Below are 18,024 nucleotides of genomic sequence, written 5' to 3'. Positions count from 1 at the left end.
AGTGGGTCTGTTGACCCACTTCTATTTAGGACGCTAAAACTTATGTTAGCCATTATTCGAGGCATCATTGTCATTCTTTACACCATTATTGTGGTGACGTTTGGAATGATTTATTGCATGTTTTCACCAAGAAATCCTAAACATGTAATGACTTACGGACGCTTATTCGGCAAGTTATCTACTGTTTTTGGGATTAAACTCGTTGAGCGTTTTCCAAAAGAAGCGGAAAGCTATGGCCCAAGTATTTATATCGGAAACCATCAAAACAATTTTGATATGGTGACGATGTCAAATGCGGTACAACCTAATACCGTAACAGTGGGTAAAAAAAGCTTAATTTTTATTCCTTTCTTTGGTCAGTTGTATTGGATAACGGGTAATATTTTGATTGATAGAGCAAACCGCTCTAAAGCGCATGGCACTATTTCACAAGTTGCTGATCAAATTAAATCGAAGAAGATTTCTGTTTGGATGTTTCCTGAAGGAACTCGTAGCCGTGGTCGCGGCCTTTTACCGTTTAAAACAGGGGCGTTCCATGCAGCCATTCAAGCTGGCGTGCCTATTATTCCTGTTTGTGTTTCTACAACACAGGATAAAATTAAGCTAAATCGTTGGAATAATGGTTACGTTATTGTTGAAATGTTGCCTCCAATTGATGTTTCAAAATACAGCAAAGATCAAGTTCGAGAATTAGCAGAAGATTGTCGTCAAATTATGAAAGCGAAAATCGAAGAGCTAGATAAAGAAGTTGAAGAAATGAATAAGCGTGATTTTCCAGGTAAATTAAATTAATACTTATTTAGTTTCTTTGTTAGCAAAAAACGCCGTAAACCCTCGCCCAATGCGGGCGGGGATATAAGAGTGCTGATTATCAACTATTTTTAGGATTTATGTCACATCCGCGCTATTATGCTCCTGTAATTTCATTTAAGTCCTTTTGTCTTTAAATCACAGCAGCTTTTTTTTCCTGTCACAGCATTTTTGATTATGCGATAGGAATATTTGTATTTTGTTGCGGAGAAAGTATGTCATTTAGTCGTCGCCAGTTTATTCAGGCTTCAGGCTTAGCGGTATGTCTGGGCTCTATATCTTCTTCTGTTCGTGCTGAATCAGTCAATGATAAACAATTACCTATACCGCCATTGTTGGAATCTCGTCGTGGTCAGCCGCTGTTTTTGACGTTGCAAAATGTTCATTGGGCGTTTAATGGTACGCAAAAAGCGGAAGTTTGGGGGATCAATGGCTCAACTCCGGGACCGACAATCAAAGTAAAAAGTGGCGATGATATAAAACTTATTTATAGTAATCGCCTTAATGAAGCGGTATCAATGACGGTAAGCGGCTTATTAGTTCCGGGTACACAAGTCGGTGGCGCGGCAAGATTAATGTCACCTGGCGCTTACTGGTCGCCAGTATTGCCTATTCGTCAGAAAGCAGCAACATGTTGGTATCACGCCAATACTCCCTTTAAAATGGCACCTCATGTTTATAATGGGTTGGTGGGAATGTGGATTGTGGAAGATGAAGAGAGCAAATCCCTACCTTTACCAAAACATTATGGAGTGAATGACTTTCCGATCATTATTCAAGATAAGCGGATTGATAATTTTGGTACACCACAATATGACAAAGAAGCCGCTAGTGATGGTTTCTATGGTGATACATTGCTAGTCAATGGACGTGAAGATCCTTATATTGAAGTCTCTAGAGGTTGGATCCGCTTACGTTTAGTCAATGCATCTAATGCTCGTCGTTATGAACTAACCGCAAATGATGGTCGTTCACTTTACCTTATCGCCTCTGATCAAGGTCTATTAACATCTCCCGTAGAGCTGAAATCAATTCCAATGGCTCCGGGTGAGCGACGTGAAATATTGGTTGATATGTCTGAAGGTGGTGAAGTCACAATTACCGCAGGGCAAAGTGCGGGTTTTATGGATAGACTTCGTGGTATTTTTGAACCTTCAGATTTACTACGTAATGCCAATATATTAACCATTAAACCAACTGGGTTAATGTCATTAGTAACAGACAAAGCACCTGCACAATTAGCGGTAGATGACACACAAATCACCACCTCTATTCAGCCTAGAACCATTCAACTGCATAACAGTCCTCCGGGAATAAATAATGCTCGTTGGGAGCTTTCAAGAATTGATTTAGTCGGTAAGCAAAATGGGTGGGAGCGTTGGCTTGTAACAGTACCGACGCCGCAACCATTCCATATTGAAGGTGCTCGTTTTAAAGTGATTAACCATAATGGTCAGAAACCCGCACCTGCAGATTTTGGCTGGAAAGATACTGTTTGGATTGAAAGCCAAAGTGAATTGCTGGTGGAATTAAAACAACCTTCTTATTCGCATTTTCCTTTTCTATATTACAGTCAGTTATTAGAAAATGCAGATAAAGGTATGGTAGGACAAATGGAAGTTACGCCTTTAGAATAAAAACTAAGTAGTAACACCAATTAAAAGGAAAACAGTATTTTTAAAATAAAGATACTGTTTTTTTTATATCAAAAATAATGTGGATTATATTTTTTAGACTAAAGTTAAATAGAGAAAAATATTCTCAAAAAAAATTGTTAATCAATTTGATATTTTTGTTTATTTATTTAAGTTCTCTTTATTAAGTTGATTTAAATATTGTCATTAATGAGGTTAATATTGAGATAGGTTAATTTTTGTTGTTTGTAATATAATAACAAGTGATCTGATTTTGTTTAATCTATCTATTAATTTGTGATTACGTAGTCAATCTATCTATTTTTGTGGCATGAAATCATATTTTTGAGATGCCCTTCAAGTAATTATTTCTCTAGAAACTAGAGAATCTTTGCGTCTTTTATTTTTGATCCTTAATTAATGTTATTAAATTTTAATATAACTGAAGGTACAGAATGAACAAAGAAATAGCTTTAAGTCATCATCACAAAATGAATAAAAAAAATAAAATAAATAATAATATATTTCAACTTTCCATTGTTGCATCAGCACTTCTTTTTTCTGGATATTCCGTAGCATATTCAGAAGCTGGGCAATTAGGAGATACCAAAAGTTGGGAAAGCCAAGAATATCAAAAAGACTGGGGGCTGGCTGCTATGAATGCCTCTAGTGCTTATGCACTTGGTTTTCATGGGCAAGGTGCCAAAATCGGTGTAATGGACTCTGGTGCATTATTATCACATGAAGAGTTAAGTGGTTCACGTTTTCATGCGGTGAAAGCCAAAGGTCAATATGGCTCAACAGGGATGCGTTATCCTCAAGAAATGGGCGGGCATTATGAAAAAGGTCAAGCCTTTGATGTTGATGGAGGTTGGATCAAAGGTGTGAATGATACACATGGTACACACGTTACAGGAACAGTCGGTGCTAACCGTGACGGTAATGGCATGCATGGGGTTGCGTGGGGTTCTGATGTTTATTTAGGAAATACTGGCGCAACAGATAGCAATAACTACGGCCCTTATCAAGATTACGCTTATTTCTATACTGGCTGGAAAGCGATGGTAGATGCAGGGGCGCAGGTAATTAATAACAGTTGGGGAACAAACCCTCGAATTGTTAATACTATTCCAACTAAAGGTCCTGATGGGGGAAATACCACTGTACACATGCCTGTTGATACCACAGCGCAAACTGAATACGAATATTTCTATTTCAAAAAAGTCTATGGTGATAAGCCTTCCTTTGTTGATGCCGCTTATGACGCCGTAAAAGGGACTAACGTAGTACAAGTGTTTACAACAGGTAACCGAGATTTTGCCCAGCCTTATTATCGTCCTCTTTATCCTTATTTTAATCCTGAGGCAGAAAAACATTGGATTGCAGTTGCGGGACTAGAGCAAACAGCCGATAAATCAGGCTATCAATTAATTAAAGTCTTTAATGAAGCGGGTAATGCGAAATGGTGGACGGTTGTTGCACCTGGTCGTGCTATTTATTCTTCAGTTGTTGATGAAGAGGGCAATGCTGGCTGGAATACCTTTAGTGGTACATCAATGGCAGCGCCTCATGTTACTGGCGCGATGGGTGTATTAATGTCACGTTATGCTTCAATGAATGCAATGCAAGTGCGTGATGTGATGTTTACAACGGCTAATCACCGTAATCCAGATGGCTCTTTATATGATAGCTGGACTGCGGCAGAAGGCACTCCTGATGTGCGTTATGGTTGGGGTACACCAGATTTAGATAAAGGCATGTATGGACCTGGTCAATTCTTAGGTAAATTTGAGTATGACCTAAGCATGATGCCACTTGATGTATGGACAAATGATATCTCACAAGTAGCTTTAGATTTACGTGAACAAGAAGATCTTGCCTGGTTAACTGAATATAAAGACAAAGGCATTGCTGCGGGAGGTGACTACAATTTAGGAACTGATTTTGTTATCAATGATGGTAACCCAGATCCAACCTCACACATTGTCAGCAAAGAAGATGCTGAAAAATGGCGTAAAGAGTATTACCAAAAACGTGCTGATGCTATTCAGGCTAAAATTGACGCGGGTTTATATGACGGCACTTTAGTTAAAAAAGGTGAAGGTACATTAGTGATGACTGGCGATAATACTTATCGCGGAGGTACAACAGTCGAACAAGGTACTTTATATGGCTTTACAGAATCATTTGGCACAGAAGCGGTCAATGTGAATGGCGGCAAATTAAGTGTTATTGATCGCTATAACGATACTTTTACTCAAAAAGGTCAATTGGCCTCAAATGAAAGCCACAAAGCTAATATTAATATCAACGATAAAGGGACTTATTTAGTTACCGTTGGACATGATGTTAATGTTGGTGATATTGCACTCAACAAAGGCGCGAATTTAGACGTTGGTGCTGATAATGAAGGGCAATTAAAAGATATCTACCTAAATAATACTGTCGCAACAGGCACCGTTAATGCAGACAATTTAGTTGATAATCGCGTTAAAGCTAAAATGTTAGCGAATAACAATGTAGCTTCAAATAATGATTATGCATTATTTGATAAAAATGTTGCTGTAAAAGACAACACCATTACAGGCACATTAAGTAAAAAAGAAAATACGTCTTTAGCGACTTTTGCTAATAATGAAAATGGTCGTTCTATTGCCAATGCTTTAGATAATACAGGTAGTGGTGATCTATTTAATGTAGTATTACCAATGAATGAAAGAGATCTGAATAAGACCTATGAATCATTAGGTAGTGATATGTATTTAAATGCCAATAGTGCGAGTGTGGTTAATGTTTTAGGGTTAACGCGGATAGTGAAAGATCAAGCCATGGGTATTGGTCAAGGTCGCTATGCTAAATTGGATAACAGCAACGCACGTATTTGGATGACAGGCATTGGTCAATGGGGTAATGCTGATTATGGTCACAGCAATATGGATGTTGATTTCTATGTCGGCTTATTAGGCGCAGAAATTGATGTGACTGAAAATACTAAGGCGGGTCTGTTCTTTGGTGCGGGTTCAACCAAATATAAAGGTAATGAGCACGGTAAAATAGACAGCAACGATATTCATATTGGTGCTTACGGTGTTTCTAATTTGTATGACGTGGCTTCATTGAACTATGGTTTCACACATACTAACCAAGATAGAGATGCAAAAAGAACACTTTGGATAGGACAAAATGCAGGTTATAACTCTACCAGTTATGATGCAAAAATTACTCAAATTTTCTTAGAAGGGGCTTATACTCAATTTAATACCAATCAGTATTCTATTGAACCATATGCAGGATTTAGCTGGTTACGTGTATCAACTGATGATATCAATGAGAATGTCGGTAATATGAAATTTACCACTAAGACAGACTCACAAGATATTCAAGTGGGTACTATCGGTTTACGTGGTGGCTATCCATTTATGGCAGGTAATATAAATATGGCATTAAAAGGCGATATTTCTGCAAGCCACTTGTTTGGTGACAATCGCCCTGAATCACGTCTCTTCTTATCAAATTCTGGTGATGCAACATTACGAGGTGGCAAACTGGATAATTTATTTGGTGTTGGCTTAGGTGTTGATGCGCAATTAAGTAAATCAACGACTTTCGGGCTGTCTTACCAAGGTCAATATAATAGTGATGTAAGTTCAAGTGGAATTAATGCAACATTGAAAATTAATTTCTAAATTGTATTAATTAATTTAAATATTAAAGCCCTTAGTAATAAGGGCTTTTTTTTATATTTAAAATTATTAATTTAAGTATAAGTATTATTATTTAATAGAGTGTGACAATTATGGTTAAATCAATAAGTAATGATACTTCTTTTAATTATTCATGTAATGAATTTTCTGTTGATTTAAATAAAGCTAGAAATAGAATTAATAAGATAGAAAATATCAATCTTTCTCTCTTTTTATCAGTCGAAAAAAAATCTTTTATCTATAAAATAGTAGAGAAAATAAAGTCTATTTTTAATGTAGAGAAAAAAATAGAATTTATTAAAACAAAATGGATGTTTAATTTATCAAAATTTTTAACTGATGATATACGCAAAAAGAAGGTAAAGGATCTTGATAAAATAACTATTAGCAAAAAAGAATTGCATGATTTTATTATTGATTATAATGATAATAATAAATTAAACTCATTTAATTGGTTTGTTGGTCAGTATGTTAAAACAAAAGGTGATTTATTATTAGTAACAAAAATAGCATATTTCTTAGAAGATAATAAGCGTAAATTTAATCCATTTAAATTAATCATTGAATCAAAATGTATATCAAATTATTTATTTCTATTCAACTCTCTAATTACAGAAGTAAATAATGAAATAAAAAAGAAAATTTTCTTCGATATTATTGAAGACTACTTTGATAAGAATAAAAGTGATTTTGAATCTAGCCTGAAAGTAAAAAAACTAGATTTATTTTTAGAAAATAGTTATGTCATTGAACGTTCTGATGAATTAAAGCAAGCGTTTAAGAATATCATGAAAAATATGATTAATAAAAATATTGATTTTAATGAATTTATAAAAGATCTTATTGGTATTGTAGTTGAAGAGATTGAAGGCGTTGAAGAAACGAAAGAAGTAAAAAAATTACAAGAATATTTTAATCGTTATTGTGCGGCAGAATATTATTTAAAAGTTTTGAATGATGTGATAAATAAATATAAATTAGATTGTATAAATCATGAACAATTTAATAAAATTATGAAAAATACAAATAATATTATTAAAGATATTAATAGCTATATTTTCCAACATTTAAATAAAATTAATGATGATTCATATATAGGAATAGATAAAGAACAATATCTTATTAGAGTGGATCAAATTTTAGATGTGTTTAAACGGCTAGAGTGCTAAGTGAAAAGAAAAGCACCTATAAAGGTGCTTTTCTCAGAAGATAAGGTTAACTTAATGCTACTTTAATCCCCAAACCAATCAGTACTACACCCAGCACTTTATCAATGCTTTTTTGGATTTTATTGAGCATTTTTCTGACTGGCGCACTTTGGATTAATAGAACCAATAAAGGCCAATAGACTAAAGCTAAACCCCAAATAATAAAGGCATACCATAATTTTTCACCGATGCTGGAATCAACACTTAATACTTGAGTGAAAACGGCAAGGAAGAACAAGGTGGCTTTAGGGTTAAGTAAATTACAGAGAAAACCTTGCATAAAGGCTTTTTTAAAGCTGATTTGTGAATGTTGTGCTGCTTTTTCATCAATCGAATGATTAGATTTTGAGAGTAAGCTCTGAAAACCAATCCACAGTAAATATGCGGCTCCAGCATATTTTAAGATGGAAAAAAGCCAAGGTGTTGTGGTGATAAGCACAGCAATACCTGCAACACAATATGACATATGCACAAGCAATGCAGCTACAATACCCATTGCGGTCATCATTGCCGCAGATCGTTGATAACGTGCAGCATTTTTTACAACGAGAAAAAAGTCAGGACCTGGTGAGATCATACCAAGTAAAGCAATTGTAAAAACAACTAAAGAAGTTTCAAGCATAATAGCGCCTTGTATATAACAATATTATAATGATTGAATCTTATATGATTAAGTTAACATTTCGAGTATAAAGCAATTATTTATTATCAAGGAAGCATAATTTGTATCGACTCAGGTTTTAGCTTTACGTATAGTGTGAACAGTTTTTTTCCCATCTTTACCCGTAGGTGTGTAAATGAATATTAGTTTAATCGCAGCATTAGCGATGGATCGCATTATTGGTATGGAAAAGGCAATGCCTTGGACATTACCGGGCGACCTAGCATGGTTTAAAAAGAATACGCTAAATAAACCCGTTATTATGGGTCGGGTGACTTATGAGTCTATTGGACGTCCTTTACCGAATCGTCTTAATATTGTTTTAAGTAGCCAGCCAGGAACAGATAGCGATGTTGTTTGGGTTAAATCCGTAGAAGAAGCTTTGCAAGCTGCTGAAAATCATGAAGAAATTATGGTTATCGGTGGTGGAAAAGTGTATGAGCAATTTCTGCCTATGGCAAATACACTCTATCTAACTCATATCGATGCTGAAGTCATCGGTGATACAACATTCCCAGATTATGAGCCTGATGAGTGGGATTCTACCTTTATGGAATACCATGAAGCAGATGAAAATAACTCACATAACTACTGCTTCGAAATATTAAAAAGAAGAAAATAACAAGAATTAAATAAAAAGGGAGATTAAATATCTCCCTTTTTATTATTCCTATTTTATTAATATAAGAATAATAAAAAATAAGATTTATTATTCTAACTAAAATTTTTATTTATAAAGATTTATTAAATGTAATCATTATTTATATTTTAATAAACTCATTTTATAAGAATAATATATGAGATATTAATCAATATAGAGATTTTTTATTCTTAATATCGTGTTTTTCTATACTTATTTTGCTATGAAAAAAAATAACATCTTGATTATTAACAGTTAAATTTAGGGGGATTTTAAAGTGTTCGTTTTTGTATGTAAAATGTTCTCTTTAGAATAAAAAAGAGTAATTTAGGTAATATGTGAGGATAAAGCCCGCATAGCGCAAAAGGCAATGTAGCCATTTTTGCGCTTCAAGAAGGAAGGGGATAATAAGTGATTTATTTGGGTGCAGATAGGCTAGATTGAGTGAAATATTGTTTGTCTTCCCAACGTAAACAAGTGAGATCCCCACCCCAGCAACATCCCGTATCTAACGCATAAATATTATCAGGAGTGCCTTTCCCTTCAAGAGAGGCCCAATGCCCAAATATAATGCTATAACCTTCAGGTAATTGGCTTGGCAAATCGAACCAAGGCTTTAATGGTGCAGGCGCGTCTTGTGGTTTATCTTTGCAAATCATATCAAGCTGACCATTAGGAAAGCAGTAACGCATACGAGTGAGTGCATTAGTACTAAAGCGTAATCGCGCTAGACCCGAAAGTTCTGGTGACCAGTTGTTTGGTAAATCACCATACATTGAGTTAATAAATAAAGGGTAGCTATCACTACTTAAAATAGCTTCGACTTCACGAGCGCACATTTTGGCTGTTTCTAAATCCCATTGTGGCGTGATCCCTGCGTGAGCCATGATGATTTTTTTGTCTTCATCAACTTGCAATACAGGTTGGCGTCTTAACCAATTAATTAATTCGTCTGCATCTGGCGCATTAAGTAAATCATTCAACTTATCTCTTGGTTTGTTGCGGCTAATTTTTGCAAATACACCTAAAAGATGAAGATCATGATTGCCCAAGACGAGTTTAAGTGAAGTCCCTAAGCTTTTTACAAAGCGCAGTACTTCAAGAGAATCAGGGCCTCGTGCAACAAGATCACCCGTTAACCACAATGTGTCTTGTGCTGGATTGAAACTGACTTTATCAAGAAGGTGGCGCAGTTCATGGTAACAGCCATGAATATCACCAATTAAATAAGTTGCCATAGTTAGTTTATCAATGTTGGAAGTGCAAGGCGGAAAACAGGGATCTCTATTTGAAATAATCGACCATCAGTGTCAATCATTTCATAATGACCTTCCATTGTTCCCATTGGTGTTTCAAGAACGGCACCACTGGTATAGCGATATTGTGTGCCAGGTTCAATAAGCGGCTGTTCGCCAACAACACCTTCACCTCGAACTTCAGTGGTATTACCTTGTGCATTGGTGATCAACCAATAGCGGCGCAGGAGGCGAATTGCACATTTATTCAAATTATGAATTGATATGGTATAAGCAAAAACATATCGCTCATCTTCAGGGGAAGATTGGCTTTCAATGTAAACGCTTTGTACCTGTATCGCCACTTTTGATGAGGTAAACATAGTGCCTCCTGTCTCTGGCTTTATCTTATGCTTGTGAGTCTTGCTTTTGCGATAACCAGTTTGCCACTTTGCAGTATTGCTCAACAGAAATATTTTCTGCTCTTGCAGTTGGATCGATATCAAGAGCTATCATATCTTCTGCTGTGAGTAATCCACCTAAGCTATTACGTAGTGTTTTACGGCGTTGATTGAATGCTTGAGCGGTAATACGGCTAAGCATTGTAATATCCGTTACTGGGTATGGCTTTTCTTTGTAAGGGATCAAGCGAACAACTGCTGAATCAACTTTAGGTGCCGGTTTAAATGAAGTTGGTGGAACTTCAAGTACAGGGATGATTTGGCAATAATATTGCGCCATCACACTTAGGCGACCATAAGTTTTGCTGCCGTGACCAGCAACAAGGCGATTGACCACTTCTTTTTGCAACATAAATGTCATATCAGAAATTGCGTCAGCAAAACTGAATAAGTGGAACATGAGTGGTGTAGAAATGTTATAAGGCAAGTTACCGAAAACACGCAGAGGCTGCTGACGCTCTTTTGCTAATTGCGCAAAATCAATCGTCATAGCATCTTGCTGAATAATGGTCAGCTTGTCTTTTAATGTAGGATGAACTTCTAAACGAGCGGCTAAATCACGGTCAATTTCTACGACCGTCATTTTATCCATTCTTGCGCCTACTGGCTCTGTAATTGCACCTAAACCAGGACCAATTTCAACAATGGCTTCACCAGGTTGAGGATAAATGGATTCAACAATACTTTCAATAATATAGCTGTCTGTTAAAAAGTTCTGCCCGAAGCGTTTGCGGGCAAAGTGCCCCTGATGGACTCTATTATTCATTACAATTTTGTATCATATTAATGGCTAAATTTAATGCGGTGCAAAAACTGCCAGCATCTGCGCTTTTCGTACCTGCAAGCTCAAGGGCGGTGCCATGATCAACAGAAGTACGGATAAAAGGAAGGCCGAGAGTTATATTCACGGCACGACCGAAACCTTCGTATTTTAGCACAGGTAATCCCTGATCGTGATACATCGCAAGTACCGCATCAGCATGTGTTAAATATTTAGGTTGGAATAAGGTATCAGCAGGATAAGGACCATGAAGATGAATGCCTTGCTGACGTAATTGTGTTAATGCAGGCTCAATAATATCAATTTCTTCACGCCCCATATGACCGCTTTCTCCTGCATGAGGATTAAGGCCACAAACATAAATTTGAGGTTCTGCTATACCAAATTTGGTTTTTAAATCGTGGTTTAAAATAGTGATAATTTCATGCAGAAGCTCACCTGTAATTGCATCCGCCACATCTCGTAATGGTAAATGTGTGGTTGCTAATGCGACTCTTAATGTATCTGTCGCCAGCATCATAACGACACGTTCACAGTGGCTACGATCAGCAAAAAATTCGGTGTGTCCTGTAAAATGCACACCTGCATCATTGATAATGCCTTTATGAACTGGTCCAGTCACGAGTGCCGAAAATTCACCATTTAGGCAACCATCACAAGCACGAGCTAATGTTTCTACAACGTATAAACCATTGCGTGCATCTAATGTACTCGGAATGACATTAGTGTGAAGTGCAATTGGGAGTACACAAATTTGGCTTGGTGTGTGTATTTGAGGTGGCGTAGCAGGATCGTATTCAACTAATGAAAGAGGCAGGTTTAACAATTCTGCTCTTGTTTTAAGTAACTGAGGATCAGCACAAACAACCCAAGGTAAATCCCAACTCATTTGTGCTAATGAGATAATAAGGTCAGGACCAACCCCGGCTGGTTCGCCGGGGGTGATAACAAGTGGTTTTATTTGCTTAGTTTGCATTATTCTCGTTCATTATTTTCACATAAGCCCCTACTCGTAGCTCTTGCATCCAGTTTTGTACTTCTTCATTAAATTTACGGTTGAAGAGTAAACGGTATGCTTGTTCTTTATTCGCGGCATCTGTTTTATCAACACTACGTGTGTCTTCTAATTCAATTAAATGCCAGCCAAAGTTTGAGCGAACAGGTTGGCTTAATTCGTTTTTATTTAAGCGCATTAACGCATCACGGAATGCCGGATCGTAAACATCAGGCATTGACCATCCTAACTCACCGCCGCGTAATGCTGAACCTGGATCTTCAGAGTATTCTTTTGCTGCATCGGCAAAGGTTATTTTACCACTGCGAATATCGGCAGAGATCTGCTGTAACTTGGCATAGGCTTGCTCATCATTCATGATTGGCGAGCTTTTTAGCAGAATATGGCGGCTTTTCACTTCCGTAACAGAAAGGGTATTAGAACCACCACGAATATCGTTTACTTTGATAATGTGTAAGCCAACACCAGAGTGAAGAGGCCCTACGATTTGGCCTTTTTGTGCATTTGCTAATTCTTTTGCAAATAGGGTTGGTAATTCATCAATAGATGCCCAACCCATATTACCGCCATTTAAAGCTTGTGGATCAGCAGAATAAGTTGCAGCCAATTTGCCGAAATCTGCACCATTTTTAAGCTGATTCATAATGCGAGTAATGACTTGCTTTGCTTTTTCCATTTCTGCCGGCGCAGGATTTTCTGATAATGGAATTAAGATATGGCTCAGGTTTAGATCAATACTTTGGCTTGCTTGACCTTCAATTTGCTTAGCAAGAGAATCAACTTCTTGAGGCAAAATAGTAATACGGCGACGCACTTCATTATTGCGAACTTCAGCTAGCATCATCTCTTTACGGATATCTTGTCGATATTCGTTATAAGAAATCCCATCGGCAGCAAGACGCTTTTTCAGTTGCTCAAGAGAGAGTTTATTTTCAGCAGCAATACCCTGAATTGTAGATTCTACTGCGGCATCAGGAATATCAATTTGCATTTGCTGTGCCATTTGCAAAATGATGTTATCCATCACCAAACGCTCTAGAATTTGTTGGCGAAGAACTTGCTCATCAGGCATCTCTTGTCCCGCATTTTTTGCGTTCATTTTGACTGTCTGTAGCATTCTATTGACGTCACTTTCTAGAACGACACCGTTATTGACAATCGCCGATACACGGTTTAATTCTTGAGCAGCAAATGTTGTTGAGCTGGTGGCTGCACCGACCGTGATCATTAAGCCGATAAACAGCGTTTTCCAATTTTTCATAAGTTTCCCATTATGTATTTTCCGCATCTTATTGCGGGGTGACATATTTATTCAGCCAATTCCGTAGTCTGATTAAATCAGAATGCTCTTTGATAAGGTAAGATACCGCGTTCAAGCATTTTCTGGCTACCCAAACTATGATTGTTACTTAGGCCTCTGAGTTCCACATTGACAGACCATTTATTATCAATATCGCTGTGGTCAACTTTCCAGCCAACAATTTTCCGTTCATAACCCACATTCACAGCCCAGCAACAGGTGTTGTATTGTAGACCAACCATTTGGCTAACAGGCTCTGATTCTTTGGTATCAAAGTAATAAGCACCCACAAGTCCCCAACGCTCTGCTAATGGCCAACTTCCTACGACACCGATTTGTGAAATACCTTTTTGGTATTCAGGAAGTTTATTAATACCACCATCATAAGGGCGAACACGCGTTGCTTGGATATAGTCACGATCAACATAACGATAGCTTAACTGTAGAAGATGATCGCTATCTGCGCGATATTCCATAATCGCATCGCCCATTGAGACGCTACCTAAGCGACGGTCATATTGTAAACCACCACGCATACCTACAGTATCTGTGATCCGCCAGTAGGCATCACCCGCCCATACCATTGAACCTGTTTCATCTTTGCTATTAATAATCTCATTACCAATAGAAGAAGGACCTGTTCTTGGACGCTCAAAGAAGTAGATTTGACCTACAGAAACGTTAAAACGTTCAACTAATTCGCTATCATAAAAACGCGAAGTTACACCCGTGGTTAATTGGTTTGCAGAAGCAATGCGGTCTAAACCACCATACATTCTATCGCGGAAAAGTCCGCCATAGTTTGATTGTAATAATGCGGAGTCAAAGTTATTGATATTAGACTGATCTTTATAAGGAACATAAAGATATTGCACACGAGGTTCGAGGGTTTGGGTAATATCATTGGTTTGATATTGGCGCTCGAAAACCACTTTCATATCAGATTTAAACTGTGGCAATACACGATTAACACTGTCATCTAATTGGTTAGGATATCTTTTCTTATAAGCCTCAGGAATGTCCTGATCGTAATGAGTTGCCATCACTTTCAGTTCATTATTAAAGCTTGCCCAACCTGTTGATGCAGGCAGTGAGATCGTTGGCTCAATATGGAAACGATTTGCTTCAGGGGTGTTATCTCCCACACTGGTAAAGCGAACAAATTGAGCGTAAGTACGGAAATCAAACGGCCCGATATCATTCTTATAATAATTGAGATCAAGTTGTGGCTCTGCACGATAAGCCCTTGCATCTTTATTATCAGAGAAGACTTGGAACTGTTTGGTTGTTAATGTGGCATTCCAGTTCTGTTGCGCATAACCCGTACTAAATTTCTGAGTTGCATAACCATCTGTGGTGTTACCATATTGAGAGGTGAAATCAGTGAAGTACTTGTTATCACTTACTTTTGTGTAATCGATATTAAATCGCCACACATTGTTCATGACGCCACTATGTCCCCAGTAGAATAACCAGCGTGTTGCAGAATCACGAGGAAGATAGCCAGCTTTATTTTCTTCTTTGTCTTTATTGTATTGGCTATCGTGATTAATCCAATCAACGGCAATCGTACCGCGACCTGGAGTCGTTAAATAACGGAATTCATTATCTAATTTTAAACCACGACGGCTGATATAGTTAGTCGTAATGGTCGCATCATAATTAGGAGCTATATTCCAATAGTAAGGAAGTTGGAAATCAAATCCAGAGCTACTGGAATAGCTTCCGTTAGGAATTAAGAAACCAGAACGGCGTTTATCACCAATTGGTAATTGAAGATAAGGGCTATAAAAGATAGGCACATTGGCTACACGAAAACGCGCATTCCAAATTTCAGCGACTTGCTCTTCACGGTCTAAAATAACCTCTGAGCCAACAACGCTCCAGCTATCATCTCCTGGTAAACAAGAGGTGAACATGCCTTTATCCATAATGGTATAGCGGTTTTCGCCACGCATTTGCATTTTGTCTGCGTAACCACGGCCTTGACGACCAACCATTTGGTAATCACCTTGCTCAATATCCGTATCTTTATTATTAAGATTAGACCAAGCTCGCGGGCCTTTTAAGATGATTTGAGGATCATCATAAGACACATTTCCTGTTGCTGTGACCATTCTTAATGGTGTTTCTCCCTCAGTCTGTGTCAGTTCAACACTGTCGGCACTTAAGGTTTGGTTTCCCTGTTTAATATCAACATCACCTTTATATTTGACCATGCGAGGATATTCACCTTGCATATCATTTGCAGTGATGGTGACGGGCAAGCTGTTAGGATCGCCTTGTACTAATGGTTTGTTATAAACAGGAACTCCCAGTAAACATTGGGAGGCAAGATCAGCATAAGCAGGCTGACCGTATATTGTGGCCCAAACTAGGGTGGCCAGCAGTGTGGGATAACTTTTTTTCATAAGTATTTATGTGCTTCCGTCATCAGTGGCTTCGTGCTGATAAACAGCGAGAAACTAACGCAGGGAGTTATGCGGCACCAGCCCAACGTTCTGAACATTGTTCTAACGGTAACCGAAAAATAGGCGTATGCCTCATTTTTTCGATGTTTCTGTGTTGAAATAGGGTTATAGCCTTATTAGAAACAAAAAAACACCGCGCTGATGCGGTATTTCGTGCTGTATAACAACGCTAAAGTTATTCGTTTGGTCACTCATTTTACTTTAACACAATTTAAACGAAAACAGCATTACCTCAGTCCAAAGAGAAACAGTAAATCTCTTCATTTTAAGAAAAAGTCTATTTAGAGGTTGCTTGGTGTTAGGTGTGCAAGCAAATGAATAGTATGATAATGCAAAATTGCAGTCAGAGCATTGAAGATTTGAGGAGTCTATGCGCTATTGGGGAAAATTATTAGGCCTTACCATTGGTAGTTTTGCAGGAATAGGCTTTTGGGGCATTGTTATTGGTGTTTTTCTTGGGCACCTCTATGACATGCAACGAAGTAAATTAGGAAGTGGTGGGCGCTATACGCGTGATAGACAAGCTTTTTTCTTTGCTGCAACCTTTCAAGTTTTAGGCCATCTGACAAAATCAAAAGGGCGAGTGACTCAAACCGATATCTCTCTTGCCAGCGAATTAATGGATCGCATGAATCTGCATGGTGTTGGTCGCCAAGCCGCGCAACAAGCTTTTAGAGAAGGTAAATCATCCGATTTTCCATTAAGAGCCACATTGCAACGTGTTCGGCAAATTTGTGTTGGGCGCCGTGACTTACTTCAGATGTTTCTGGAAATCCAATTACAAGCTGCTTTTGCAGATGGTCAACTGCATCCAAATGAAAGAAAAATGTTGTTTATCATTATCGATGAGCTAGGTTTTTCTCGTGCGCATTTTGAACATATATTAGCAATGATGCAGGCTGGTCAGAATTTTCATTATCAAAATGGACAGGGTTATCAGCCCCAACCTCAAGGCCCAACGCTCTCTGATGCGTGTAAGGTACTTGGCGTCGATGAGAATGATGATGTTAAAACCATAAAAAGAGCTTATAGAAAATTGATGGGAGAACATCATCCGGATAAACTTGTAGCGAAAGGTTTACCGCCAGAAATGATGGAAATTGCAAAACAAAAAGCACAGTCTATACAAGTTGCTTATGATTTGATTAAAAAAGAAAAAGGATTTCGTTAACATCTTGTAAAAGAAGATGAGAAAAGAGAGAATTATTCCGTGATAGAGATAACTTAGACTGAGTTGAGTTTATTATTTATCACGGTAAAATATAAGTGAAATTTAATTATTTCATTCTCTCTTCTCTTAAAAAAGGAACTATATCCATGTCAAACGTCCGTGTTCTTGTTGGGGTTATGGGATTAGCGCTTTGCCTGCTCCTTGCTTCATTGAGTTCAGTGACTGTTTTAGTGTCATAAGACATTAAAAATCGGCAAGGCATTCAAAATGTATCGGGGATCGAAAAGCAGGATGCGTAATAAATAATTCCTGAGCATGTAACTGCAGGCGAGGCGCCATCGCTCTTGCCTGTGGGTGTGCATAAAAGCGATCCCCAAGAATTGGATGCCCCAACGCTAGCATATGTACCCGCAATTGATGTGAACGCCCAGTAATTGGTGAGAGTTTCACTCTTGTCGCATTCTCTTCATATTCCAACACTTCATAAAAAGTTTGCGCCGCTTTCCCTGTTTCATGACAGACTTTTTGTTTTGGCCGATTAGGCCAATCACAAATCAAAGGTAAATCAACCAATCCCTCTTCTTTTTCGATATGTCCCCAAACGCGTGCGATATAGGTTTTTTTGGGTTCACGTTCACGAAATTGACGCTTTAGTTCACGCTCTGCTTCTTTATTTAGTGCAACAACAATAACGCCACTGGTTGCCATATCAAGGCGATGCACACATTCAGCATTAGGAAATTCAGCTTTAATGCGCGACATAATACTGTCGTTATGTTCTGGCGCTTTGCCCGGTACTGACAGTAATCCGCTGGGTTTATTGACGGCAATAATATGCTCATCTTGATATAAAACATGTAACCAAGGATCTGTCGGCGGGTTATACACTTCCATCATGGTGGATATCTCATCAAAACAACGGGGAGTAAAATA

General features: G+C 37.8%; 14 protein-coding genes. 6 read left to right on the top strand and 8 right to left on the bottom strand.

The features are described 5' to 3' along the window. Positions 1 to 42 precede the first annotated feature (42 nt). From F1325_RS15095 to F1325_RS15080, 4 genes are all read left to right on the top strand, one after another. Positions 43 to 792, top strand: a complete 750-nt coding sequence (locus F1325_RS15095) for a 1-acylglycerol-3-phosphate O-acyltransferase (protein WP_109373072.1) — start codon at positions 43 to 45, stop codon at positions 790 to 792. A gap of 233 nt (positions 793 to 1,025) precedes the next feature. Continuing rightward, entirely contained in the window at positions 1,026 to 2,447 is a 1,422-nt protein-coding gene (ftsP, locus tag F1325_RS15090) for a cell division protein FtsP (RefSeq protein WP_109373073.1), read from the top strand. Between the two features lie 452 nt (positions 2,448 to 2,899). Beyond that, positions 2,900 to 6,130 carry an autotransporter Pta gene (gene pta / locus F1325_RS15085; RefSeq protein ID WP_109373074.1) on the top strand — a complete coding sequence of 1,077 codons (3,231 nt, stop codon included), beginning with the start codon at positions 2,900 to 2,902 and terminating at the stop codon, positions 6,128 to 6,130. A 110-nt stretch (positions 6,131 to 6,240) separates the two neighbouring features. After that, positions 6,241 to 7,317 carry a hypothetical protein gene (locus F1325_RS15080; protein ID WP_109373075.1) on the top strand — a complete coding sequence of 359 codons (1,077 nt, stop codon included), beginning with the start codon at positions 6,241 to 6,243 and terminating at the stop codon, positions 7,315 to 7,317. 46 nt (positions 7,318 to 7,363) lie between these two features. On the opposite strand, the gene F1325_RS15075 is transcribed toward F1325_RS15080, so the two are convergent. Then, on the bottom strand, positions 7,364 to 7,978 hold the full coding sequence (locus tag F1325_RS15075) for a LysE family translocator (RefSeq protein WP_109373076.1): 615 nt from the start codon (positions 7,976 to 7,978) through the stop codon (positions 7,364 to 7,366). 175 nt (positions 7,979 to 8,153) lie between these two features. Between F1325_RS15075 and folA the strand changes: the two genes are divergently transcribed. Next, on the top strand, positions 8,154 to 8,639 hold the full coding sequence (folA, locus tag F1325_RS15070; RefSeq protein WP_088494660.1) for a type 3 dihydrofolate reductase: 486 nt from the start codon (positions 8,154 to 8,156) through the stop codon (positions 8,637 to 8,639). Between the two features lie 434 nt (positions 8,640 to 9,073). Here the strand turns inward: folA and apaH are convergent, their stop codons facing one another. The 6 genes from apaH to lptD form a co-directional block, all read right to left on the bottom strand. Continuing rightward, entirely contained in the window at positions 9,074 to 9,895 is an 822-nt protein-coding gene (apaH, locus tag F1325_RS15065; protein ID WP_109373077.1) for a bis(5'-nucleosyl)-tetraphosphatase (symmetrical) ApaH, read from the bottom strand. 2 nt (positions 9,896 to 9,897) lie between these two features. After that, positions 9,898 to 10,275 carry a Co2+/Mg2+ efflux protein ApaG gene (gene apaG / locus F1325_RS15060; protein WP_006535978.1) on the bottom strand — a complete coding sequence of 126 codons (378 nt, stop codon included), beginning with the start codon at positions 10,273 to 10,275 and terminating at the stop codon, positions 9,898 to 9,900. A 25-nt stretch (positions 10,276 to 10,300) separates the two neighbouring features. Next, a complete protein-coding gene (gene rsmA / locus F1325_RS15055) occupies positions 10,301 to 11,119 on the bottom strand; it encodes a 16S rRNA (adenine(1518)-N(6)/adenine(1519)-N(6))-dimethyltransferase RsmA (RefSeq protein ID WP_156734007.1) in 819 nt (272 codons plus the stop codon). Then, on the bottom strand, positions 11,112 to 12,110 hold the full coding sequence (gene pdxA, locus F1325_RS15050) for a 4-hydroxythreonine-4-phosphate dehydrogenase PdxA (protein ID WP_109373079.1): 999 nt from the start codon (positions 12,108 to 12,110) through the stop codon (positions 11,112 to 11,114). Before pdxA ends, rsmA begins: the two co-directional genes overlap by 8 nt. Then, positions 12,100 to 13,410: a peptidylprolyl isomerase SurA gene (gene surA / locus F1325_RS15045; protein WP_244185047.1), complete on the bottom strand. Its 1,311-nt coding sequence runs from the start codon at positions 13,408 to 13,410 to the stop codon at positions 12,100 to 12,102. Before surA ends, pdxA begins: the two co-directional genes overlap by 11 nt. Positions 13,411 to 13,487: 77 nt before the next feature. Beyond that, a complete protein-coding gene (gene lptD / locus F1325_RS15040) occupies positions 13,488 to 15,860 on the bottom strand; it encodes an LPS assembly protein LptD (RefSeq protein WP_109373081.1) in 2,373 nt (790 codons plus the stop codon). A 430-nt stretch (positions 15,861 to 16,290) separates the two neighbouring features. Here lptD and djlA point away from each other — a divergent pair, with 430 nt between their 5' ends. Next, positions 16,291 to 17,091: a co-chaperone DjlA gene (gene djlA, locus F1325_RS15035; RefSeq protein ID WP_109373082.1), complete on the top strand. Its 801-nt coding sequence runs from the start codon at positions 16,291 to 16,293 to the stop codon at positions 17,089 to 17,091. 243 nt (positions 17,092 to 17,334) lie between these two features. Here the strand turns inward: djlA and rluA are convergent, their stop codons facing one another. Further along, positions 17,335 to 17,988: a bifunctional tRNA pseudouridine(32) synthase/23S rRNA pseudouridine(746) synthase RluA gene (rluA, locus tag F1325_RS15030; RefSeq protein ID WP_072064290.1), complete on the bottom strand. Its 654-nt coding sequence runs from the start codon at positions 17,986 to 17,988 to the stop codon at positions 17,335 to 17,337. Positions 17,989 to 18,024 lie beyond the last annotated feature (36 nt).

It is taken from the genome of Proteus columbae (assembly GCF_009914335.1).
Classification (GTDB): Bacteria; Pseudomonadota; Gammaproteobacteria; order Enterobacterales; family Enterobacteriaceae; genus Proteus.
This window is presented reverse-complemented; position numbering and strand designations above follow the sequence as displayed.

What these genes read in the sequence shown, in the direction of transcription:
- apaG (WP_006535978.1), bottom strand. Translation starts at nt 10,275, where the DNA reads ATGTTTACCTCATCAAAAGTGGCGATACAGGTACAAAGCGTTTACATT.
- F1325_RS15095 (WP_109373072.1), top strand. Translation starts at nt 43, where the DNA reads ATGTTAGCCATTATTCGAGGCATCATTGTCATTCTTTACACCATTATT.
- ftsP (WP_109373073.1), top strand. Translation starts at nt 1,026, where the DNA reads ATGTCATTTAGTCGTCGCCAGTTTATTCAGGCTTCAGGCTTAGCGGTA.
- surA (WP_244185047.1), bottom strand. Translation starts at nt 13,410, where the DNA reads ATGAAAAATTGGAAAACGCTGTTTATCGGCTTAATGATCACGGTCGGT.
- apaH (WP_109373077.1), bottom strand. Translation starts at nt 9,895, where the DNA reads ATGGCAACTTATTTAATTGGTGATATTCATGGCTGTTACCATGAACTG.
- rsmA (WP_156734007.1), bottom strand. Translation starts at nt 11,119, where the DNA reads ATGAATAATAGAGTCCATCAGGGGCACTTTGCCCGCAAACGCTTCGGG.
- folA (WP_088494660.1), top strand. Translation starts at nt 8,154, where the DNA reads ATGAATATTAGTTTAATCGCAGCATTAGCGATGGATCGCATTATTGGT.
- pta (WP_109373074.1), top strand. Translation starts at nt 2,900, where the DNA reads ATGAACAAAGAAATAGCTTTAAGTCATCATCACAAAATGAATAAAAAA.
- F1325_RS15075 (WP_109373076.1), bottom strand. Translation starts at nt 7,978, where the DNA reads ATGCTTGAAACTTCTTTAGTTGTTTTTACAATTGCTTTACTTGGTATG.
- pdxA (WP_109373079.1), bottom strand. Translation starts at nt 12,110, where the DNA reads ATGCAAACTAAGCAAATAAAACCACTTGTTATCACCCCCGGCGAACCA.
- F1325_RS15080 (WP_109373075.1), top strand. Translation starts at nt 6,241, where the DNA reads ATGGTTAAATCAATAAGTAATGATACTTCTTTTAATTATTCATGTAAT.
- rluA (WP_072064290.1), bottom strand. Translation starts at nt 17,988, where the DNA reads ATGATGGAAGTGTATAACCCGCCGACAGATCCTTGGTTACATGTTTTA.
- lptD (WP_109373081.1), bottom strand. Translation starts at nt 15,860, where the DNA reads ATGAAAAAAAGTTATCCCACACTGCTGGCCACCCTAGTTTGGGCCACA.
- djlA (WP_109373082.1), top strand. Translation starts at nt 16,291, where the DNA reads ATGCGCTATTGGGGAAAATTATTAGGCCTTACCATTGGTAGTTTTGCA.